This window comes from Caulobacter sp. FG7 (genome assembly GCF_057808875.1).
In genome coordinates this window covers 293,749-313,321 of the sequence record NZ_JBMDIW010000001.1, presented here as the reverse complement: position 1 = coordinate 313,321, position 19,573 = coordinate 293,749, and the positions used below count along the sequence as shown (strand labels likewise).

The following is a 19,573-nucleotide window of genomic DNA, read 5'->3' as shown; positions in this document are numbered from 1 at the left end:
GCATACGGGCCACACATAGCCGGGACGTATCCGGAGACCCTTTCGATGTTCCCCGCTATCGGCCTGTCGCTGATCTTCTCGATCGCCCTCTGCGTTCACGTCGTGCGCACGGGCCAGGCGATGTATTGGCTGCTGATTATCCTGATGTTCCAGCCTCTGGGCGGGATCGTCTACCTGCTGGCCATCATCGCGCCGGAGTTCATGGGCGGGTCCAAGGCCCAGCAGATGAAGGCCGCCGCCCGCCAGGCGCTGGACCCGCAGCGGGAATATCGCGAAGCCAGCCGCGACGCCGAGGACGCGCCGACCGTCACCAACCTCTCGCGCCTTGCGGCCGCCGCCAGCGGCCTTGGCAAGCACGAGGAGGCCGAGCGGATCTACGCCCAGGCCCTGCAGGGCCACTATGCCGACGACCCGGCCCTGATGCTGGCCCGCGCCAACAGCCTGATCGAGCTTGGCCGCGCGGCCGAGGCCCTGCCGCTGCTGGAGGCGCTGGGGCAGCAGGGCGAGAAGAGCCGCACCCCGCAGACCGCCCTGGCCCTGGGCCGCGCCCAGGCGGCGCTGGGCCGCAACGACGAGGCCGACGTCTCGCTGCGCTGGGCCGCCGCCCACATGCCCGGCTTCGAGGGCATGGCCCGCTATGCGGTGTTCCTGGGCGAGACCGGCCGCAAGGCCGAGGCCCGCGAAGCCCTGGCCGAACTCGACAAGCGGCTCTCTAAGACCCACCCGCGCTTCCGGCGCGAGGCTCGCCCGTGGCGGGATATGGCGGCCGCGGCGGCGGGGTGAGCTTCAGGAACCTCCCCCTGTGGGGGAGGCGATCGCGCAGCGATCGGTGGGGGGAGGGCGCGAACTTTCAGCGCTTCGAAAGCTGAAAACGTCCCCCCTCCGGCCCTCCGGGCCACCTCCCCCAGAGGGGGAGGATCTATTGGCGCCGACGCTCTTTGAAAATGCTCCCCCTCTGGGGGAGCTGTCGCGCAGCGACTGAGGGGGCCGCGTAGCGGCTCACTTCACCCTATCGATCAGCGCCATCGCCCCGTGCGGGGCGTTCACCTTACCCTCGTGGATGATGAAGGCGAACACGTCGCGCTTGTCGGCGACGGGGGCCGAAGCCTTGTCGATGCGCGGCAGGTCGGCCGGGGCGCCGCCGGCGGCCCAGGTCTTCAGGCGGTCGGCCCAGGCGTCGAGCTCCGGCTCGGGATAGGCGGTGGCGACCGCGTCCGATCCCGTCTGCAGGCGGGCATAGACGAAGTCGGCGGCCTCGTCGGCGAACTCCGGATAGTCGAAGTGCTTGGCGTAGACGCCGGCCACGCCGTGCTCCCTCAGGAGCGCCGGGAAGGCCGGGGTCATGAAGGTGTCGTTGCGCACCTCGACGGCGTGGCGCAGGCGGATGCCGTCCTTCTCCTTGGGCAGCAGGGCGAGGAACGCGCCGAAATCGGCCTCGTCGAACTTCTTGGTCGGCATGAACTGCCAGAGGATGGGGCCGAGCTTGTCGCCCAGCTCCGTCAGGCCCTGGTCGAGGAACTTGCCCACCGACTCACCGCCTTCGGCCAGCACCTTGCGGTTGGTGGTGAAGCGCGAGGCCTTCACCGCGAACACGAAGCCGTCGGGCGTCTCGTCACGCCACTTGCGCCAGCTGTCGGGCTTGAAGCTGGAATAGTAGGTGCCGTTGATCTCGATCGCCGTCAGCTGGCGGCTGGCATAGGCCAGCTCCTCCTTCTGCTTCAGGTCGGACGGATAGAAATGGCCGCGCCAGGGCTCGAAGGTCCAGCCGCCGATGCCGATGCGAATGTCGCCGCTCATGCGCGTTCCCTTCTTGTTCCGCGCGAACCTAGGCGAGGTCCGGCGATCCGTCGAGGGGGCTTTCGGCGTGGAAGCGAAACAAACGGCTCCTCCCCCGCTTGCGGGGGAGGGGGACCCCGAAGGGGTGGAGGGGGCGAGACCGGGCTCGGAGCGCGCGGTCGCCCCCTCCGTCACGTCGCCGATGGCGCCGCGCCACCTCCCCCGTTTCATGAGGGAGGAGCTATGCGGCCAAAACAAAACCCGCGCCGGTCGCCCGGCGCGGGTTTCGTCTGTTTTCGGGTGCGTGGAACGCGGAGGCGCGACGAGCCGCGCCTCGACGGCGCTCTTAACGCGAAGCCTTCTTCGGCATCGGCAGCAGGCCTTCGCGCTGGGCGCGCTTGCGGGCCAGCTTGCGGGCGCGACGGACGGCTTCGGCCTTTTGACGGGCGCGCTTTTCCGAGGGCTTTTCGTAGTGGACGTGGCGCTTCATCTCGCGGAACGAGCCTTCGCGCTGCATCTTCTTCTTGAGGGCCTTCAGGGCTTGATCGACGTTGTTGTCGCGGACGAAAATCTGGACCAGGGGTGACTCTCCATTCGACGGCCCGACCAATTTCCCAAGTCCCTCTTGAGGGGCCGGGCGGGCGAATAAAAACCTTACGCCCTGGAAGGGGTGCTTCCGGGCGACGAGGGGCGGCAGATAGCAGAGCCAACGCCGCGTGTCCATGCGCGACGAGCGCTAAACACCGGTGTAGACTCGGATTCATGAGCCAGACCGCCGCCGAAGCAACGCAGGATTGGGCCGACAAGGCCGAACAACGGGTTTTGGACGAGGCCCTGCGCCTGTCGCCGCGCCTGGGCTGGAACGCCAGCCTGGTCCGCGCGGCCGCCGCCGCGGCCCAGCTGTCGCCGGGCGAAACCGATCTCCTGCTGCCCCAGGGCCCGCGCGACCTGGCCGCCATCCTGGCCCGCCGCCACGACGCCAAGGCGATGGAATCGCTGGCAAAGCTCGATCCGGCGACCCTGAAGATCCGCCAGAAGATCCGCGAGGGCGTCATCGCCCGCATCGACGCGGCCGCCCACGACAGCGAGGCCGTGCGACGCTGGGCCGCATTCCTGGCCTTCCCGACCAACCTTCCGCTGGCGCTGTCTCTCTTGTGGGAAAGCGCCGACCAGCTGTGGCGCTGGGCCGGCGACGTCGCCACCGACGAAAACCACTATTCCAAGCGCGCCATCCTGTCGGGAATCCTGGTCTCGACCCTGGCGGTCGACCTGGCGTCTGGCCGCGAGTCGGCCCTCAAGCACCTGGACGCCCGCATCGAGGGCGTGATGGCCTTCGAGAAGTGGAAGGCGGGGGTGAAGGCTCCCAACCTGGCGGCGGAGTTCCTGAGCGCCCTGGCGAAGATGCGGTACGCGCGGGGGTGACCCAGATGCTCTCCCTGAAGGGGGAGCTGTCGCGAAGCGACTGAGGGGGAAGTCGCTGACGACTTTCCAACGCCTCGAAAGCTGAAAACGCCCCCCCCCTCCGGCGCTTCGCGCCACCTCCCCCATAGGGGGAGGATTTAAGTCGCGAAGCGACTGAGGGGGTGTTCCTCAGCCCTCCAGCGGCCGCAGGCGGTTGACGTGGCCCATCTTGCGGCCCGGACGCGCCTCGCCCTTGCCGTAGAGGTGGATGCGGGTCTCCGGCTCGGCGGCCAGCTTCTTCCAGGCGTCGACCTCGGGGCCGAGCAGGTTGGTCATCTCGACGCGGGCCAGGGCGGCGGTCGGGCCCAGCGGCCAGCCCGCGACGGCGCGGATGTGCTGCTCGAACTGGTCGACCTCGCAGCCGTCCTGGGTCCAGTGGCCGGTGTTGTGGACGCGCGGAGCAAATTCGTTGACCAGCAGCTTGCCGCTGGCCAGCTCGAACAGTTCCACGCCGATCACGCCCACATAGTCGAGCGCGGTGAGGATCTTGGCGGCGATGGCCTCGGCCTGGTCGCGCTCGGAGGGCGTGGCCTTGGCCGGCGCGATCGTGCGGCGCAGGACGCCGCCCTCGTGGTGGTTGTCCGACAGCGGATAGCAGACGATCTCGCCGTTGCGGCCGCGCGCGGCGATCACCGACAGCTCGCGGCCGAAGTCGGCCGGGGCCTCGAGGATGGCCGGCTGGCGGCCGATCTTCTCGAAGGCGGCGATGGCGTCGCCCGGACGCTGGATCCAGGCCTGGCCCTTGCCGTCATAGCCTTCGCGGCGGGTCTTCAGGAGGCTGGGGGCGCCGATCTTGGCCACGGCGGCGAGCAGGCTCTCCTCGTCGTCGACCGGGGCGAAGGCCACGGTGGGCACGCCGATCTCGGCCAGGAAGGTCTTTTCGACGACGCGATCCTGGGCGGCGGCCAGGGCGGCCGCGCCCGGGGCGACCTCGCAGCCCAGGGCCGTCAGTTCGGCCACGGTGTCGGCCGGCACGTTCTCGAACTCGTAGGTGACGACGTGGCAGGCCTCGGCCAGGCGCTTGAGCGCCCAGCGGTCGTCATAGGCGCCGACGATCTGGCGGGCGGCGACGCGGCCGGCCGGGCTGTTCTCCTCGGGATCGAGGATCACCACGTCGAAGCCGAGGCGCGACGCGGCCTGGGCCAGCATCCGGCCCAGTTGCCCGCCGCCGAGGATCCCGAGAGTGGAGCCGGGGGGCAGAGGAAGAGCCGGAGAGGCGGTCATGGTCTTAGTCCTCGACGCTTTCGGCGACGCTGTCGGTCTGGGCCGCGCGCTGGGCGTCCAGACGGGCGGCGAGCGCGGGATCGGCCAGCGACAGGATCTGGGCGGCCAGCAGGCCGGCGTTCTTGGCCCCGGCCTCGCCGATGGCCAGGGTGGCCACGGGGATGCCGCCGGGCATCTGCACGATCGACAGCAGGGAATCGAGGCCGCTGAGGGCCTTGGACTGCACCGGCACGCCCAGCACCGGCAGCGGGGTCATCGACGCGACCATGCCCGGCAAATGCGCGGCGCCGCCGGCCCCGGCGATGATTACCTGGTAGCCGGCAGCCTTGGCCGAAGTGGCGAACTCGACGAGGCGCTGGGGCGTGCGGTGGGCCGAAACGACCTTGGCCTCGTAGGCCACGCCCAGTTCGTCGAGGGCGTCGGCCGCCTTCTTCATCGTCGGCCAGTCGGAGCGGCTGCCCATGACGATGGCGACAGGCGGCGTGGTCATCGGCGTCTTCCTCGAACGACGAAGGGTACACCAAGGAACCTGGGGCGGCCCCTTGAATCGCGCGCCTTATAGCGGGTCGTCTCCCCGGGCCAAAGCCCGTTCTCGGACGTTCTCGACCGTTGTTCCGCCTGCGACGCCCCGCCTCTCCACCTGCGGCTTATTGGCGCCCGACTACCACCGGCATTGTCATGGTTAATGAGAAAACGCAGATTTCCTTTCCAGCTTGACCAGAAGTGATTCGCCGCACCTCCGATGAAGATCTCAGGCGCCCGCACCGAAACCTTCTCCGCGATCCGCCGCCGGGCGCTCGCCGACGCCGCCGGCGTTTCGGCCGCGCCGCGCGGAACCGTGCCCGTCGACAAGGCCGGGTTCCTGGGCCTGGAGCCCGCCGACCTGACGCCCAAGGTGCAGGCCGCCCTCCAGACCCTGATGTCGGAGGTCGAGGACCTGCGCACCGAGGTCTCGCGCCTGAAGTATCGCCTGAACGAGGCCGAGACCCTGGCCGACATGGACGTGCTGGCCCCGGTGCTGAACCGCCGCGCCTTCCTGCGCGAGGTTCGCCGCGTCTCGGCCTTCGCCCAGCGCTACGGCTCGCCGGCCAGCCTGGTGTTCTTCGACCTCGACAACTTCAAGGCCGTCAACGACCGCTTCGGCCACGCCGCCGGGGACAGCGCGCTGAAGGCCGTGGCCGAGCGCCTGCTGGCCAACGTGCGCGAGAGCGACATCGTCGGCCGCATGGGCGGCGACGAGTTCGCCGTGCTGCTGACCCAGGCCGACAGGGCCACCGCCGAGATGAAGGGCGAAAGCCTGGCCGGCGCCATCCGGGGCGTCCCCGTGCAGTTCGGCGAATGGAGCGCGCCGCTGCACGTCTCGTTCGGCGTGCGTGAAATCGAGACCGGCGCCGAGCCGGAGACCTCGCTGGCCGAGGCCGGCGCGGCGATGCTGGTCAAGAAGCGGGCGCGCGCGGCGGGCTGAGCCTTCGGGACCGAAAACCCAAGCTCAGGGTGAGGTTTTCCACTGAACCGCCCTGCCCTGGTCCTCATCCTGAGCCTGTCGAAGGACGAGGATCACGCACCGCGCCTGGATTTTAGCCCGCGACAATCGGTCTCGCCCTCGCGCCCCACGAGAAACTTCAGCATTAACCGTTGTTAAACGGCGGCCGGGCTCTTGTGGCAGGCGAGCGGAGACGTCCGCGCCAGCCTTCCAGACCCCGGGGATTTCCTGATGACCGAACACGCCGAACCGGCCCTCGAGCTGATCTCGTTCTGCATCGGCGAGCAGGAGTTCTGCATCGACGTGAAGACGGTCCGCGAAATCCGCGGCTGGACCCCGGCGACCCCGATCCCGCATGCGCCGGGCTTCCTCAAGGGCGTCATCAACCTGCGCGGCGCGATCATGCCGGTCATCGACCTGCGCAACCGCCTGGGCCTGGGCGTCACCATCCCCGAGACCCGCCACGTCATCGTCGTCGTCGAGTGCCACGACCGCCTGGCCGGGATCCTGGTCGACGCCGTCTCCGAGACCTTCACCATCACTCGCGACCACCTGCAGCCGGCCCCGGACATGGGCGCCGACGAACTGCGCTTCGTGCAGGCCATCCTGTCGGTCGACACCCGCCTGATTACCTACCTGCGCATGGACGACGTGTTCCCGCCGCAGGTCAGCCAGGCGGCGTAAACTAGATCCTCCCCCCGAAGGGGGAGGTGTCGGCAAAGCCGACGGAGGGGGTAGTGACTGCCCACGCCGTCGGCTTTCTCATTTTCAGCAGGGACTTCCCCCTCCGGCCCTCCGGGCCACCTCCCCCTTCAGGGGGAGGATTTCGCGCGCCCTACGAAATCGCTGCCTGGGCCTTCAGCTTGCCCACCATGTCGGACGACAGATAGCCGTCGGCCGGCAGCTGGCGGCTCTGTTGCCAGGCGCGCAGGGCCTTGCGGGTGCCGGCGCCGATGACGCCGTCGGCCGGACCAGGGTCGAAGCCCAGGCGCGCCAGGGCGATCTGGGCGGCCATGCGGTCGCCCAGCGACAGCGGCTGCTCCACCGGCCAGGACGCGACCAGCGGCCCGCCGCCGCTGAAGCGGTCGGCCAGCAGGCCGATGCCCAAGGCGTAGGAGGTGGAGTTGTTGTATTTGCGGATCGCGAAGTGGTTGGGCAGGGCCAGGAAGGCAGGACCCGCCGCGCCCGCGGGCAGGATCAGCCCGGCCGGCGATGCGGCGTCGGCGGCCGTCCAGGGCAGGCCGTCGGCTCTCTTTACGCCTTTGGCTTCCCACCAGGCGGGCAGCTCGCGCGGGCCCTCGGCCAGGCTGTAGTCGAAGCCGGCCGGCAGGATCACTTCCCTGGCCCAGCCCACGCCCGGCTTCCAGCCGCCCTTGGCCAGCAGGTTGGCGGCCGAGGCCAGGCTGTCGGCGTCGCTGCGCCAGATGTCGCGGCGGCCGTCGCCGTCGAAGTCGACGGCGGTCGACAGGTAGTTGGACGGCAGGAACTGGGTCTGCCCCATGGCGCCCGCCCACGAGCCCTTCAGCTGGTCGCGGGTGTCCTCGCCGGAGGCGATGATCTTCAGGGCGGCGATCAGCTCGCCCTCGGCCCAGCCGCGGCGGCGGCCGTCGGCGGCCAGGCTGGCCATCGAGCGGACCACGTCGAAGTCGCCCTGGATCTTGCCGAAGGCCGATTCCATCGCCCAGACGGCCAGCAGGATGTCGCGCGGCACGCCGTAGCGCTGCTCGACCGCCGGCAGGAACGGCAGGGCGTCGCGCTTGCCGCGGCCGACGGCCACGCGGTCGTCGCTGATCACGCCCTTGATGTAGTCGCCCACCGGCTTGGAGAACTCCGGCTGGCGGCCGTCCAGCGAGATGACGCGCGGATTGGGCGTCAGGCCGTTCAGCTCGCGATCGACCACCGCCTGGGGCACGCCGGCCGCCACGGCCTTGGGCTTGAACTGCTCCAGCCAGGCGTTGAAGGCGGCGACCTGGCCGCCCGTTTCCACCGCCGTGACCGCGGAGGGCGGGGTCGGGGCGGCGGGCGTGGAAGCGACCGGCGGCGGGGCGACCGGGGTCGACGGCGCCAGCGGGGCGTTGACGGTCGTGTCGGCGCAACCGGCCAGCAGCAGAACGAGGAATACGCGTCTATCCATCGGGGCAGGCTACCGGGGTTCGTGCGAAAGCTTCAATCACAAGGACGCCAGGACAAAGTGAGTTCCCGGTTCGCATCGCCTCTCCACAAGCTTTGCTCTAGAAGGCTTCGACATACCGAGGTCGGCGCGAGGGGTTCGACGTGCAACTGCTGAAGGGCCGGATCAACCGCGCCAGCTACTGGGTCATCGTCGGGGTGGCGATCGCCGCCACGCTGGTCTCGGCCCTTGTGTTCATGCGTCCCCTGCCGGCCGCCCTGGTGGTGATGCTGATCGCCGCCATCCCGCGCCTGCACGACCTTGGCCGCACCGGCTGGTGGGCCGGCGGGGTGTTCGTCGCCCTCCTGGCGCTGTTCTTCGGCGGCGGCTTCGTCATTGCGCCCCAGGCCTACCAGAACGCCCTGGGCGTGGCGGTGCTGGTGCTGCCGGTGCTGCTGTCGGTCCTGGGCGGCCTGCCCGGCCAGGCGACCGACAACCGCTTCGGACCGCCCCCGCCCAAGGGGCTGTCGTTCAAGCCGGCGGTCCCGCCCGCGCCCCAGACGGAGGCTTGAGCGCAACACCGCGCGACGGCTGCGCGCAGCGGGGCCTTGGCCGATTGACTCATCGCCCCGTCTTGCCTATACGCACGCCCTCCGAAACATCCGGATGTTCCGGCGAGCTTGATGGCGCGCCCGAACCTCTCCGCTGACAACAGAGACGGTCATGAAGGTTCGCAGCTCGCTGAAGTCGCTGAAGGGTCGCCACCGCGACTGCAAGATGGTGCGTCGCAAGGGCGTCATCTACATCATCAACAAGACCGACCCGCGCTTCAAGGCCAAGCAGGGCTGATGACGCCGCCTGCGTCGCCCAGGGCCCTGCTCTGGGACGTCGGCAACGTCATCGTGCGCTGGAACCCGCGCACGCTCTACGCGAAGATCTTCAAGGAACCGGCCGATCTCGACCGGTTCCTTTCGCATGTCGGGACCCTGGACTGGCATAGCGAAACCGATCGCGGCCTCTCCTTCGGCGAGAACATCGCCCTGCGCGCCGCACAGTTTCCCGAGCACGCCCAGCATCTGGCCGCCTGGTGGGATCGCTGGGACGAGATGTTCTCGGGCGTGATCGCCGAGACCGAATCCCTGATCGAGGACCTGGCCGCAGCCGGCGTGCCGCAGTTCGCCCTGACCAACATGTCGAGCGAAAGCTGGCCGGGCGTGCAGGCCATGAGCCCGGCCTTCCGCCATTTCCGCGACGCCGTCGTCTCGGCCGAGGAAAAAGTCATCAAGCCCGATCCGCGCATCTACGAGATCGTCCTCGAACGCACCGGCCTGTCACCCATGGACCTGCTGTTCGTCGACGACAGCGCCGCCAACATCGAGGCCGCGCGGGCGATGGGCTTCCACGTCCACCACTTCACCGACCCGGCGGCGCTGCGTCCGGCGGTCGAGGCGCATGGGCTGCTGGCGCCCGCGATCGCCTGACCCCATCCAGGCTCAGTTGGGCTCGAGCACGATGTAGTTCATCGTTTCCGTGTCGCCCCAGACACTGCAGGTCGACAGGCCCAGAATCTTGACCTTCTTCTTCATCGCATAGGCCGTCATCAGGGCCGAAAGCTTGGCCTGGCCCGCGGGCGTGCTGCCATCGAAAGCCCAACGGCCGGTCATGGTATGGCAGGCGGGAGGCGTCGACCGCGAGGTGTTGCCGGTGAAGAACAGCACGACGCCGCCGTTGAGGACCAGGATTTCGCCGATCGACTCGTAGTTCGACAGGTCGGAAGCCTGGGCGGCCTGGAACGAGCCCGCGCAAAGCGCGGCGGCGCACGCCGCGACGCGGAAGATGGTCTTGAGCATGTATCCCCCGTGGTCACGGGCGGAAAACCCGCCCGGATTACATCCGCACTGGTTGCTGTCGCGGCTGGCGCACGTCAAGCATGCATCGCGCCGTCGCCGATCTTTCCCTCTGAATCGGCTTTCCCTCGGGGCGCGTCCGAACTAGTTTCCGCGGCTCCGGTTTTCAGCCCCTTTTCGCGAGAGATCTCCATGGCCGACGACGCCATCCCGCACGCCGACGTTCTGAACTCCACCGCCCAGGGCCAGCTGAAGTCGATCATCGAGCGCGTCGAGCGCCTCGAAGTCGAAAAGGCCGAGATCATGGAGCAGATCAAGGAAGTCTACCTCGAGGCCAAGGGCAACGGCTTCGACGTCAAGGTGCTCAAGAAGGTGGTCCGCCTGCGCAAGACCGACCGCGCCAAGCGCCAGGAAGAGGACGCCATCCTCGACCTCTACCTCTCGGCCATCGGCGAGATCTGATTTTGAAAAGGCCCTCTCCCCGGAGAGGGCCTTTTTGCTAGGCTGACGTCATGCGCGCCAAGCCGCCCGATCGCAAAGCCCCGGATCCAAGGGCCCAGGCCAGGAAGGCCGCCCTCAGCGCCCTCAAGAAGGCCAGGCGAATGGCCGACAAGGGCGGGATCGAGCTTTCCGACTGGGAGGGCGAGTTCCTGGGCTCGGTGGCCCAGCGCATCGAGACCTATGGAAGAGCCTTCGGAGACCCGGAAAAGGGCGGCGCCGGCCAGGCCCTGTCGGTCAACCAGACCATCAAGCTCAAGGAAATCACCGCCAAGGCCAAGGGCGAGCGCAAGCCGATGAAGCGCGGCAAGGGCTTCACCCGCAAGGGCCGGCCGGAGGTGGTGGAAGAGGCCGAGGACGAGGGCTAGGCGTTTTGACCCCTCTCTCTTCGAGAGAGGGACTCTTAAAACGCCCCGCCCTCGCGCAGGTTTATCCCGTACTCGAGGTAGGCCTTCATCGCGGCCATCATGTGCATCCAGCCGCCGGCGTTGCCGTGCGAGGCCTTCAGGCCCTCGGGCGTGTGGGGCCAGCCGGACTCGCTGATCTTGACCATGGTGTTTGCCGCATCGAGCGCCACGAAGGTCATCACCACCCGGGTGTCGGGGTCGCCGGCGATGGCCGAGCCCCACTCCAGCACGATGCGCTCGGGGGCCGCGACCTCGCGCACCACCACCGGATAGCGCTCCTCGAACTCGGGGAACTGCCACAGCACGGTGGTTCCGGCGACCAGCGGGCCGCTGCCCTCGCGCAGGAAATAGCCGCTGAGCTTCTCAGGGTCGACGACGGCGTCGAACACTTCGGCGGCGGGTTTGCGGATCTTCAGCTGCACCTCGAAGGCCAGCGGGGTCTGGTCGGATCTGGCGTCGCTGGACATGGCGGTCCTCCCTTGGCGAACGCCGGCATGTAAGGTTATAATTCTATAACATGTCAAGCGCCGCCCAAGACGACCTGCTGTTCAAGGCCCTGGCCGACTCCCGGCGGCGGCAGATGCTGGACCTGATGAAGGCCGCCCCGCGAACGACGGGAGACCTGTGCGAGCACTTCGCCGGAACGCTGGACCGTTGCACCGTCATGCAGCACCTGGGCGTGCTGGAGCGGGCCGGGCTGATCGTCGTGCGGCGCGAGGGCCGGGTGCGCTGGAACCACCTGGACGCCGGCCCCTTCCAGGACATCCACGACCGCTGGATCGGCCCCTACGCCCTGGCCGCCGCCGACCTGCTCAACCGCCTGAAGCACGACCTGGAAGGCGCGTGATTGTCGAACGCCGTTCGCCGGTCTAGCCTCGCCGCCAAGGACGGGGAGGAACCGCTCATGGCCATCCGACACGGCGCGACGCGCCCCGTGCTGCTCGTCATCGCCGCCGCCACCCTGCTGGCCGGCACGCTGGACATCCTGGACGCCTTCACCTTCTGGGGCGTGACCAAGGCCGTGCCGCCCCAGCGGATCCTGCAGTCGATCGCCAGCGGCCTCCTGGGCAAGGCGGCCTTCCAGGGCGGGAGCGCCACGGCGGCCCTGGGTCTCTTCCTGCACTACTTCATCATGTCGGTGATGGCGGCGCTCTACGTGCTGGCCGCGCGGCGCCTGCCGGTGCTGGTCCGCCGGCCGCTGCTGATGGGCCTGGCCTACGGCGCGGCGACCTACGTCGTCATGAACTATGTCGTGCTGCCGCTCAGCCAGGTGGGTCCGGCGGCCGCCTTCGCCTGGCCGCGCTTTGTTAACAACCTGGGAGCGCATCTTGTGCTGGTGGGCGTGCCGATCGCCCTGGTCGCCCGCTGGGGCCAAGGCCAGGCAGGACAAGGAACTCCCGCCGCCGAACCGGGCGCAATCTGACCGAGCATCTGTGCCGAAAGACACGAAAACAGTCTTTATTTCTTACCAAATACCGACGTTCTCGGACTGCGGTTAATCTCGCATTAAGAATGCTGCGACAAACTGCCGCCAGCGTAAATCATTACAATCATTGAACTAAGTGAGCGGAGCGGCCGAAAGGCGGCGTCGGAGGGGTCGGTGCGTGGAGGCCGGCCTGGCGACCCGTTCACGGGAACGAGGCGATGGCCAACACCTACGAATTCCTTCTGCGCCGGAAAGCCGACCTGGAAGTGCGCATGATCGAGGCCCAGCGCCGCGCGCAGGAGCCTTTCGAAGGCGAGCTGAAGGCGATCGGCGTGGCCCTGGGGGCGCTGGAGCGCGCCGGCCTGGCCGCGCCTGGCGAACCCGCCAGCTTCGCGGCCCCGGCCCGCCGCGGCCGCAAGCCGCGCGCCGCCCGCGACATGATCCTGATGGTGCTGGGCCGCGAGGGCGCGGTGATGACCGTCCCCGAGATCGTCCGCCAGCTGGAGCGCCGCTGGAACCGCGCCCTGCCGCTGGCAGCCGTGCTGCTGGAACTGCAGGCCCTGGAGACCGACCATCGCGTCCGCCGCGACGGCGCCGGCTGGACCGCCGTGGACGAGGAAGAGGCGGCCTGAGGCCGCGCCCTTACGAGGCTTCCTTGACGTCGACGTCGATGCCCTGCTCGCGGACCTTGCGATAGAGGGTCGAGCGGCCGATGCCGAGGCGCCGTGCGACCTCGCTCATGTGGCCGGCATAGACCTCGATGGCGTGCTGGATGAGGTCGCGCTCGATCTCCTCCAGGGTCCGCAGGTGGCCGTGGCCGTCGAGGATGCGCACCGGCGCCTCGCCCAGCGCGCCGGTCTCGGCGTGGGCGGCGGCGGCTTGGATCATCACCGGCAGCGGCTCGATCGGCGACGGCTCCAGCGGCGGGGCCACGACGCCCGAGATGGCCGGGAAGTCGTAGGGCTGCAGGTAGGGCGCGTCGGCCAGCACGATGGCGCGGTAGACCGCGTTCTCCAGCTGGCGCACGTTGCCGGGCCAGTCGAAGGCGCAGAGGATCTGCAGGGTCTCGGGCGAGGCCCCGACCACGCGCTTGCCTTCCTCGACGTTGAAGCGGCGCACGAAGGCCTCGACCAGGGCCGGGATGTCCTCGCGGCGTTCGCGCAAGCTGGGCGCCTCCACCGGGAAGACGTTCAGGCGGTAATAGAGATCCTCGCGGAACAGGCCTTGGGCGACCGCGGCCGACAGGTCGCGATTGGTGGCCGAGACGATGCGCACGTCGACCTTGACCGAGCGCTTGGAGCCGATCGGGTCGATCTCGCCCTCCTGCAGGGCGCGCAGCAACTTGACCTGGACGTCCAGCGGCAGCTCGCCCACCTCGTCGAGGAACAGGGTGCCGCCGTCGGCTTCCTTGAACTTGCCCGAGTGCTTGTCGGACGCGCCGGTGAAGCTGCCCTTCTCGTGGCCGAACAGGATCGACTCGACGAGGTTCTCGGGGATGGCGCCGCAGTTGACGGCCACGAACGGCTTGCCGGCGCGATCCGACGAGCCGTGCACGGCGCGGGCGATCAGCTCCTTGCCGACGCCGCTCTCGCCGGTGATCAGCACGGGAATCGCGCTCTTGGCGGCGCGCTCGCCGATGCGCTTGACCATGGTCATGGCCGGCGAGGTTCCGATCAGGTCGGAGAAGGTGGTGCGGCCCGCGACGCGCTTGTTGAGGCGATCGACCTCGCCCTTGAGGTCGCCCATCGACAGGGCGTTGCGGATCGACACGGTGATCCGTTCGGGGCTGGCGGGCTTGATGAAGAAGTCGGTGGCGCCGGCCTGCATGGCTTTCACCACGGTGTCGACGCCGCCGCTGGCGGTCAGCACGATCACCGGCTGGGCGTAGCCGCGCGCGCGCATCTCCTTCAGCGCCTCCTGGCCGGGCAGGCCGGGCATGACGAGATCCAGCAGGATCACGTCGGCCGGCGCGCCGGCGGCCAGGTGCGCCATGGCCGCGTCGCCGTTCTCGGCGTGGCAGACCGCGAAACCTTCGCGCTCCAGCACCGCCTGGATCAGTCGACGTTGGGTCGGATCGTCGTCGACGACGAGCACCGTCTTGGTCATTGAAGGCCATCCACCAGAACCGGCCGCGCCCACGTGGAGAGCGACTCTTGTTGGTTCAGAGTGATACAGGCAGGGGGTAAACACCGGCTTTCGGAGAGGTGTCGCAGACCTTAACAGTGAGCCTTAACAACGGTTTACGCTGTTGGCCGGATTGGGCTGGATAGGATGCCTTTTCCCTGCCCCCGCTCGCGGCAAGACTGTTCCCAGACACTGGCAAAGGTCCAGAAGCCGCCCAAAGAAGCCCTCTCTCGTGGAGAGAGGGAGGGGCCCGCGCCGCAGGCGTGGGAGGGTGAGTGGGTAGGCGAAGCCTCTGGACGATCCTGGCGCCGTTGGGGGTGAAGTGCCGGCACGCCGGCTGAAGGTGTAACCACTCACCCTCCCATGCTTCGCATGGGCCCCTCCCTCTCTCTAAGAGAGAGGGTCAAAAGGATCGCCCCGGACGTCGGCTGACGTCCGGGGCGATGGGTCTTCTCAGTAAGGCAGTTCCGGCGCCGTCTGGGCCGGCGGAGTTCCAGCCGGCGGCGGGGCGGCGCCCGGATCCGCGGCGGGGGTCTCGCCGCCGCCCAGGATGTCGCCGATCGGGTCCTCGACCGGCGCGGGAACCTCGGCGACGCCGCCGGGAATCGGGGTGGCCTTCAGGCGCGGCAGGGCCGAGCTCATGAACACCTTCCAGATCTCGGCCGGCGGGCCGCCGCCGCTGACGCGCTTCATGGCGGTGTTGTCGTCCTTGCCGGTCCACACCGCGGCGACGAAGCCGCCGGTGTAGCCGACGAACCAGGCGTCCTTGTAGTCGCTGGTGGTGCCGGTCTTGCCGGCGATGTCGTAGCCGGCGACCTTGGCGCGGCCGCCAGTGCCGCCGTTCACCACCTGGCGCATCATCTGGTTCATGTATTGCAGCGACGGCGAGCCGATCACCGACGGGCGCGGCTGCTTGTCGACGCTGTGGTCGTAGAGCACCTTGCCAGAGGCGGTGCGGATGCGCTCGATGCCGTAGCCCTTGGCCAGGAAGCCGCCGTTGGCGAACGGGGCGTAGGCCTGGGCCATTTCCAGCGGGCTGACCTCGACGGCGCCCAGGGCCATCGACGGATCCAGCTGGATCTTGCTGGTGATGCCGAGGCGCCGGGCGGTGGCGGCGACGTTGCTGGTGCCGACCTCGTTGGCCAGGCGCGCGGCGACCGTGTTGATCGACTGGGCGAGCGCCGTCTGCAGGGTCATGGGACCCAGGAAGGTGTTGGTGTAGTTGCGCGGCTCCCAGTTGCCGATCTTCACCGGCTCGTCGACCACCATGACGCTGGGATTGCGGCCCTGGTCCATGGCGGTGAGATAGACGAACGGCTTGAAGGCCGAGCCGGCCTGGCGGCGGGCGCTGGTGGCGCGGTCGAACTGGCTCTGGCCGTAGTCCTCGCCGCCGACATAGGCGCGGATGCGGCCTTCGCCGTCGATGGCCACCAGGGCGGCCTGCTGGACGCCCTGCTTCAGATGGCCCTCGACGCCCAGTTGCACGGCGCGCTCGGCCGCCACCTGGATCGGCAGGTCCAGCGTGGTCTCGACCACCAGGTCCTCGGTCGGTTCGCCGACCAGCGAGCGCACCTGGGCGTCGACATAGTCGGTGAAATACTGGGCGCGCTGGTTGGCCAGGGTGGCCGACACCTGAACCGGGGTCTTGAAGGCCTCGTCGCGCTGCTCGGGGGTGATGGCCTTCAGGCGCACCATCTCGTCGAGCACGACGGTGGCGCGACGGGCGGCGCGCTCGCTGGCGCTGACCGGCGAGTAGCGGGCCGGGCCCTTCATCATGCCGGCCAGCAGGGCGGCCTCGCCGATGGTCAGGTCTTTCGCGGGCTTGTTGAAGTAGCGCTGCGAGGCGGCCTCGATGCCATAGGCGCCGGCGCCGAAATAGACCCGGTTCATGTAGAGCGCCAGGATCTGCTTCTTGCTGAACTTCAGCTCTAGCCAGACGGCCAGGATCAGCTCCTGGGCCTTGCGCTTGTAGTTCTGGGCCGGGCTGAGGAACAGGTTGCGGGCCAGCTGCTGGGTGATGGTCGAGCCGCCGCGCTGGGGGCCGCCGTCATGGGTGATGTTCCAGATCAGCGAGCGGGCGATGCCCCACGGGTTGAACCCGAAGTGGTGGTAGAACTGGCGGTCCTCGATGGCGACGAAGGCGGCCGGCACGTATTCGGGCAGGGCGTCGATGTCGACCGGCGGCGCGTACTGGCTGCCGCGCACGGCCAGGAGCGCGCCCGAGCGATCCAGGTAGTTGATCGAGGGCTGGCGGGTGACGTCGTAGAGCTTGGAGGTGTCGGGCAGGTCGCGCGCGAACACCGCGAAGAAGGTGACCACGAAGATCAGCCCCCACACGCCCAGGACCGTCGTCCAGTAAAGCAGCGCCTGGAGGGGCGTGCGTTGAGTCTTCGCCGGCTTGTTTCCGCCGAAGGCGCCGTTAGCCATCTGTAACCCTAGGTCTCGTTAGCCCCGCCCGCGTGGCGGTGTCATAGCTCACAGCGACCAAACACGCGATAGAATTGACGAGAGGTGAACGCGGTTTAACCAAGCGGGGGAGAACCCGAGCGGGCGGGTCCCACAACCAGGAACCTCCCCCCGTGGGGGAGGCGATCGCGTCAGCGATCGGCGGGGGGCGTGGGTGCAAAATCGGTCGGGGTTACGGAAGCTGAAAACGTCCCCCCTCCGGCCCTCCGGGCCACCTCCCCCAGAGGGGGAGGATCTAAAGCGCCAGGATGCTCCCCCTCTGGGGGAACCGTCGGCAAAGCCGACTGAGGCGGAGGATCTGAAAAATCCGCTGTTTCCGGCCTTGGCGCGGAGTCTCGCCCCTGCCAAAAGAGCGCCGTGTCCACCGCCCTCGCCTCCCCGCCCTCGCTCGACGCCGCGCGCGATGTCCTGCGCCGCACCTTCGGCCACCAGGATTTCCGCGGCCTGCAGGCGCAGGTGGTCGGCGAGCTGCTGGAAGGCCGCAGCGCCCTGGCGGTGCTGCCGACCGGCGGCGGCAAGAGCCTCTGCTACCAGATCCCCGCCCTAGTCCGCCCGGGCCTGGGGCTGGTGGTCTCGCCGCTGATCGCGCTGATGGCCGACCAGGTGGCGGGCCTGCAGCAGGCCGGCGTCGCCGCCGAACGCCTGGATAGCAACACCCTGCCCGAGGAACGCGCCGAGATCTGGCGGCGCATCGAGGCTGGGCAGCTCGATTTGCTCTACCTGTCGCCCGAAGGCCTGATGCAGGGCTGGATGCTGGAGCGGCTGTCGCGCCTGGATCTGTCGCTGGTCGCCGTCGACGAAGCCCACTGCGTCAGCCAGTGGGGCCACGACTTCCGGCCCGAGTACCGGATGCTGGGCCGCATCGCCGAGGTGTTCCCCAACGTCCCGCGCCTGGCGGTGACGGCCACGGCCGACGCCCGCACCCGCGACGACATCCGCATGGAGCTGCGCCTGCAGGGCGCGGCCGAGTTCGTCGACAGCTTCGCCCGTCCCGAACTGGCGCTCAACGCCGAACGCAAGCGCGGCAAGGGCCACGACCGGGTCATCGAACTGGTCACCGAGCGGCCAGGCCGCGCGGGCGTCGTCTATGCCGGCAGCCGGGACTCGACCGAGAAACTGGCCCAGATGCTGATCGACAACGGCGTGCCGGCCCTGGCCTATCACGCCGGCCTCGACAAGACCGTGCGCGCCCGCCGCCTGGAGCAGTTCCTCGAGGCCGACGAGGCGGTGATGGTGGCGACCATCGCCTTCGGCATGGGGGTCGACAAGCCCGACGTCCGCTTCGTGATCCACGCCGATCCGCCGGCCGCCATTGAGGCCTATTGGCAGGAGATCGGCCGCGCCGGACGTGACGGCCAGCCGGCCGAGGGCATCACCCTCTATAGCAGCGCCGACCTGGCCTGGGCCGGCCGCCGCATCGACGCCCGCGAGGCCCCCGACGAGGTCAAGCAGGTGCAGAGCCGCAAGCTGCGGCAGTTCTACGCCATGCTGGAAGGCATGACCTGCCGCGCCGCCGCCGTCCGCCGCTATTTCGGCGAGGAGGGGGTCGAGCGCTGCGGGACCTGCGACATCTGCGTCTCGCCCCCGACGGGGGTCGACGCCACCCAGGCCGCCCAGAAGGCCCTGTCGGCCGCCCATCGTCTTGGCGGCCGGTTCGGCCGCGGCCGGCTGATCGACCACCTGCTGGGCAAGACCAAGGACGTCTCACAGCAGGAAGCCCAGATGTCGACCTTCGGCATCGGCAAGGAGTTCAGCCCGCAGGGCTGGCGCGACCTGCTCGATACGCTGGTCTTCGAGGGCCTGCTGCGCGAGGACCCCAACGAGGGCCGGCCGCTGATCGGCCTGGGCGACGGCGAGGGCGTGCGCGCCGTCTATCGTGGCGAGCGGCAGGTGTCGCTGCGCCAGGCCCCGGGCGGGGATGGCGGCAAGGGCGCGAGCGGCGGCGGCAAGAGCCTGCGCCGACGCCAGGCCCTGACCGTGCCGCCGGGCGACCAGATGCTGTTCGAGGCCCTGCGCGCCTGGCGCAAGGACCAGGCCTCGGCCCAGCACGTGCCGCCCTACGTGATCTTCCACGACGCCACCCTGGCCGAGATCGCCGCCGCCCGCCCGCTGACCCTGGCGGCGCTGGGCAAGTCCGGCGGCGTGGGCCAGGGCAAGCTCGACCGCTATGGCGAGGCGGTGCTGAAGGTCGTGCGCGACAACTGAGCCGCCACGCGGGTTCTTTTGCGCCGATACGCGCAAAACGCGTGTGATCGCCTCTTGCCCGAACCAAACCGGCTCGCCAGGTGTTAGTCTCCAGACGCCTCGGGGCGCGCCTTGCGCGGGGCCCCGACACCAAGTCCTTTCACACCGGGAGACGCCGATGACCGACGCCACCATCAAGACCGACCTCGCCGGCGGCGCCAGCACCGTCAAGGCCAGCGCCAGGAAGACCGCCGCCAAGGCCACCGAGGCCGTCAAGAAGGCCGCGACCACCGTCGCCGAGACCGCCGTCGAAAAGACCCAGGTCGCCCGCGAGTACGTGCACGAGAAGACCGACGCCGCCGTCGCCTGGTCCAAGCCCAAGGCCGAGGCCGCCCACAAGGCCGCCGAGGAGCATCCGCTGGCCCTGGCCCTGGGCACCTTCGTGGCCGGCGCGGTGTTCGGATTCCTGCTGGCCCGCAACTTCGACCGGTAGTTTGCGCGGGCGCGGACGCCGCGCCCTTCGAGCCCGAAACAGCGAACGCCCGGCGGGACCAACCCGTCGGGCGT

The 19,573-nt window shown here is 69.2% G+C and carries 23 protein-coding genes; 14 read left to right on the top strand and 9 right to left on the bottom strand.

Features of this window, described 5'->3' with window-relative positions; all coding sequences use genetic code 11:
• The first annotated feature begins 45 nt into the window (after positions 1-45).
• On the top strand, positions 46-783 hold the full coding sequence (locus ACODR1_RS01475; RefSeq protein WP_488878862.1) for a tetratricopeptide repeat protein: 738 nt from the start codon (positions 46-48) through the stop codon (positions 781-783).
• Positions 784-999: 216 nt separating this feature from the next.
• Here ACODR1_RS01475 and ACODR1_RS01470 read toward each other — a convergent pair whose 3' ends face one another.
• Positions 1,000-1,797 (bottom strand): DUF72 domain-containing protein, encoded by a 798-nt coding sequence (locus ACODR1_RS01470; protein WP_488878861.1) that lies wholly within the window; start codon positions 1,795-1,797, stop codon positions 1,000-1,002.
• Between the two features lie 325 nt (positions 1,798-2,122).
• Positions 2,123-2,356, bottom strand: a complete 234-nt coding sequence (gene rpsU / locus ACODR1_RS01465; protein ID WP_081612876.1) for a 30S ribosomal protein S21 — start codon at positions 2,354-2,356, stop codon at positions 2,123-2,125.
• A gap of 182 nt (positions 2,357-2,538) precedes the next feature.
• On the opposite strand from rpsU, the gene ACODR1_RS01460 reads away from it, so the two are divergent.
• Complete coding sequence (locus ACODR1_RS01460; protein ID WP_488878860.1) at positions 2,539-3,198, top strand: COQ9 family protein; 660 nt, start codon at positions 2,539-2,541, stop codon at positions 3,196-3,198.
• A 168-nt stretch (positions 3,199-3,366) separates the two neighbouring features.
• Here ACODR1_RS01460 and ACODR1_RS01455 read toward each other — a convergent pair whose 3' ends face one another.
• Positions 3,367-4,461 (bottom strand): 5-(carboxyamino)imidazole ribonucleotide synthase, encoded by a 1,095-nt coding sequence (locus ACODR1_RS01455; RefSeq protein ID WP_488878859.1) that lies wholly within the window; start codon positions 4,459-4,461, stop codon positions 3,367-3,369.
• A 4-nt stretch (positions 4,462-4,465) separates the two neighbouring features.
• On the bottom strand, positions 4,466-4,951 hold the full coding sequence (purE, locus tag ACODR1_RS01450) for a 5-(carboxyamino)imidazole ribonucleotide mutase (protein WP_488878858.1): 486 nt from the start codon (positions 4,949-4,951) through the stop codon (positions 4,466-4,468).
• A 252-nt stretch (positions 4,952-5,203) separates the two neighbouring features.
• Here purE and ACODR1_RS01445 point away from each other — a divergent pair, with 252 nt between their 5' ends.
• Both ACODR1_RS01445 and ACODR1_RS01440 read left to right on the top strand, forming a co-directional pair.
• Positions 5,204-5,926, top strand: a complete 723-nt coding sequence (locus ACODR1_RS01445; RefSeq protein ID WP_488878857.1) for a GGDEF domain-containing protein — start codon at positions 5,204-5,206, stop codon at positions 5,924-5,926.
• Between the two features lie 249 nt (positions 5,927-6,175).
• Positions 6,176-6,628 carry a chemotaxis protein CheW gene (locus ACODR1_RS01440; protein ID WP_058348012.1) on the top strand — a complete coding sequence of 151 codons (453 nt, stop codon included), beginning with the start codon at positions 6,176-6,178 and terminating at the stop codon, positions 6,626-6,628.
• 151 nt (positions 6,629-6,779) lie between these two features.
• On the opposite strand, the gene ACODR1_RS01435 is transcribed toward ACODR1_RS01440, so the two are convergent.
• Entirely contained in the window at positions 6,780-8,078 is a 1,299-nt protein-coding gene (locus tag ACODR1_RS01435) for a lytic murein transglycosylase (RefSeq protein ID WP_488878856.1), read from the bottom strand.
• 140 nt (positions 8,079-8,218) lie between these two features.
• Between ACODR1_RS01435 and ACODR1_RS01430 the strand changes: the two genes are divergently transcribed.
• The 3 genes from ACODR1_RS01430 to ACODR1_RS01420 all read left to right on the top strand — a co-directional run bounded on the left by ACODR1_RS01430 (position 8,219) and on the right by ACODR1_RS01420 (position 9,535).
• The gene (locus tag ACODR1_RS01430) at positions 8,219-8,626 is read left to right on the top strand and encodes a DUF805 domain-containing protein (protein ID WP_488878855.1); all 408 of its coding nucleotides are present in this window, start codon (positions 8,219-8,221) and stop codon (positions 8,624-8,626) included.
• A 151-nt stretch (positions 8,627-8,777) separates the two neighbouring features.
• Positions 8,778-8,903, top strand: coding sequence for a type B 50S ribosomal protein L36 (gene ykgO / locus ACODR1_RS01425; protein WP_004616427.1), 126 nt, complete (start codon positions 8,778-8,780; stop codon positions 8,901-8,903).
• Positions 8,903-9,535, top strand: a complete 633-nt coding sequence (locus ACODR1_RS01420) for an HAD family hydrolase (protein ID WP_488878854.1) — start codon at positions 8,903-8,905, stop codon at positions 9,533-9,535. Before ykgO ends, ACODR1_RS01420 begins: the two co-directional genes overlap by 1 nt.
• Positions 9,536-9,547: 12 nt before the next feature.
• Here ACODR1_RS01420 and ACODR1_RS01415 read toward each other — a convergent pair whose 3' ends face one another.
• Positions 9,548-9,904: a hypothetical protein gene (locus ACODR1_RS01415; RefSeq protein ID WP_488878853.1), complete on the bottom strand. Its 357-nt coding sequence runs from the start codon at positions 9,902-9,904 to the stop codon at positions 9,548-9,550.
• A gap of 189 nt (positions 9,905-10,093) precedes the next feature.
• Between ACODR1_RS01415 and gapR the strand changes: the two genes are divergently transcribed.
• Positions 10,094-10,363 (top strand): nucleoid-associated protein GapR, encoded by a 270-nt coding sequence (gene gapR, locus ACODR1_RS01410; protein WP_058348015.1) that lies wholly within the window; start codon positions 10,094-10,096, stop codon positions 10,361-10,363.
• 50 nt (positions 10,364-10,413) lie between these two features.
• Positions 10,414-10,767, top strand: a complete 354-nt coding sequence (locus tag ACODR1_RS01405) for a hypothetical protein (protein ID WP_488878852.1) — start codon at positions 10,414-10,416, stop codon at positions 10,765-10,767.
• A gap of 35 nt (positions 10,768-10,802) precedes the next feature.
• Here the strand turns inward: ACODR1_RS01405 and ACODR1_RS01400 are convergent, their stop codons facing one another.
• On the bottom strand, positions 10,803-11,273 hold the full coding sequence (locus ACODR1_RS01400; protein ID WP_488878851.1) for an SRPBCC domain-containing protein: 471 nt from the start codon (positions 11,271-11,273) through the stop codon (positions 10,803-10,805).
• Positions 11,274-11,323: 50 nt separating this feature from the next.
• Between ACODR1_RS01400 and ACODR1_RS01395 the strand changes: the two genes are divergently transcribed.
• The 3 genes from ACODR1_RS01395 (at position 11,324) to ACODR1_RS01385 (ending at position 12,864) form a co-directional block, all read left to right on the top strand.
• Entirely contained in the window at positions 11,324-11,653 is a 330-nt protein-coding gene (locus tag ACODR1_RS01395) for an ArsR/SmtB family transcription factor (RefSeq protein WP_488878850.1), read from the top strand.
• Positions 11,654-11,710: 57 nt separating this feature from the next.
• Positions 11,711-12,229, top strand: coding sequence for a hypothetical protein (locus tag ACODR1_RS01390; RefSeq protein ID WP_488878849.1), 519 nt, complete (start codon positions 11,711-11,713; stop codon positions 12,227-12,229).
• A 221-nt stretch (positions 12,230-12,450) separates the two neighbouring features.
• Complete coding sequence (locus ACODR1_RS01385; protein ID WP_488878848.1) at positions 12,451-12,864, top strand: hypothetical protein; 414 nt, start codon at positions 12,451-12,453, stop codon at positions 12,862-12,864.
• Positions 12,865-12,874: 10 nt separating this feature from the next.
• On the opposite strand, the gene ACODR1_RS01380 is transcribed toward ACODR1_RS01385, so the two are convergent.
• Both ACODR1_RS01380 and ACODR1_RS01375 read right to left on the bottom strand, forming a co-directional pair.
• Positions 12,875-14,338: a sigma-54-dependent transcriptional regulator gene (locus ACODR1_RS01380; protein WP_488878847.1), complete on the bottom strand. Its 1,464-nt coding sequence runs from the start codon at positions 14,336-14,338 to the stop codon at positions 12,875-12,877.
• Positions 14,339-14,809: 471 nt separating this feature from the next.
• Positions 14,810-16,783 carry a transglycosylase domain-containing protein gene (locus tag ACODR1_RS01375; protein WP_488878846.1) on the bottom strand — a complete coding sequence of 658 codons (1,974 nt, stop codon included), beginning with the start codon at positions 16,781-16,783 and terminating at the stop codon, positions 14,810-14,812.
• A gap of 396 nt (positions 16,784-17,179) precedes the next feature.
• On the opposite strand from ACODR1_RS01375, the gene recQ reads away from it, so the two are divergent.
• Both recQ and ACODR1_RS01365 read left to right on the top strand, forming a co-directional pair.
• Complete coding sequence (gene recQ, locus ACODR1_RS01370; RefSeq protein ID WP_488878845.1) at positions 17,180-19,027, top strand: DNA helicase RecQ; 1,848 nt, start codon at positions 17,180-17,182, stop codon at positions 19,025-19,027.
• Positions 19,028-19,184: 157 nt separating this feature from the next.
• A complete protein-coding gene (locus ACODR1_RS01365; protein ID WP_488878844.1) occupies positions 19,185-19,499 on the top strand; it encodes a hypothetical protein in 315 nt (104 codons plus the stop codon).
• Positions 19,500-19,573 lie beyond the last annotated feature (74 nt).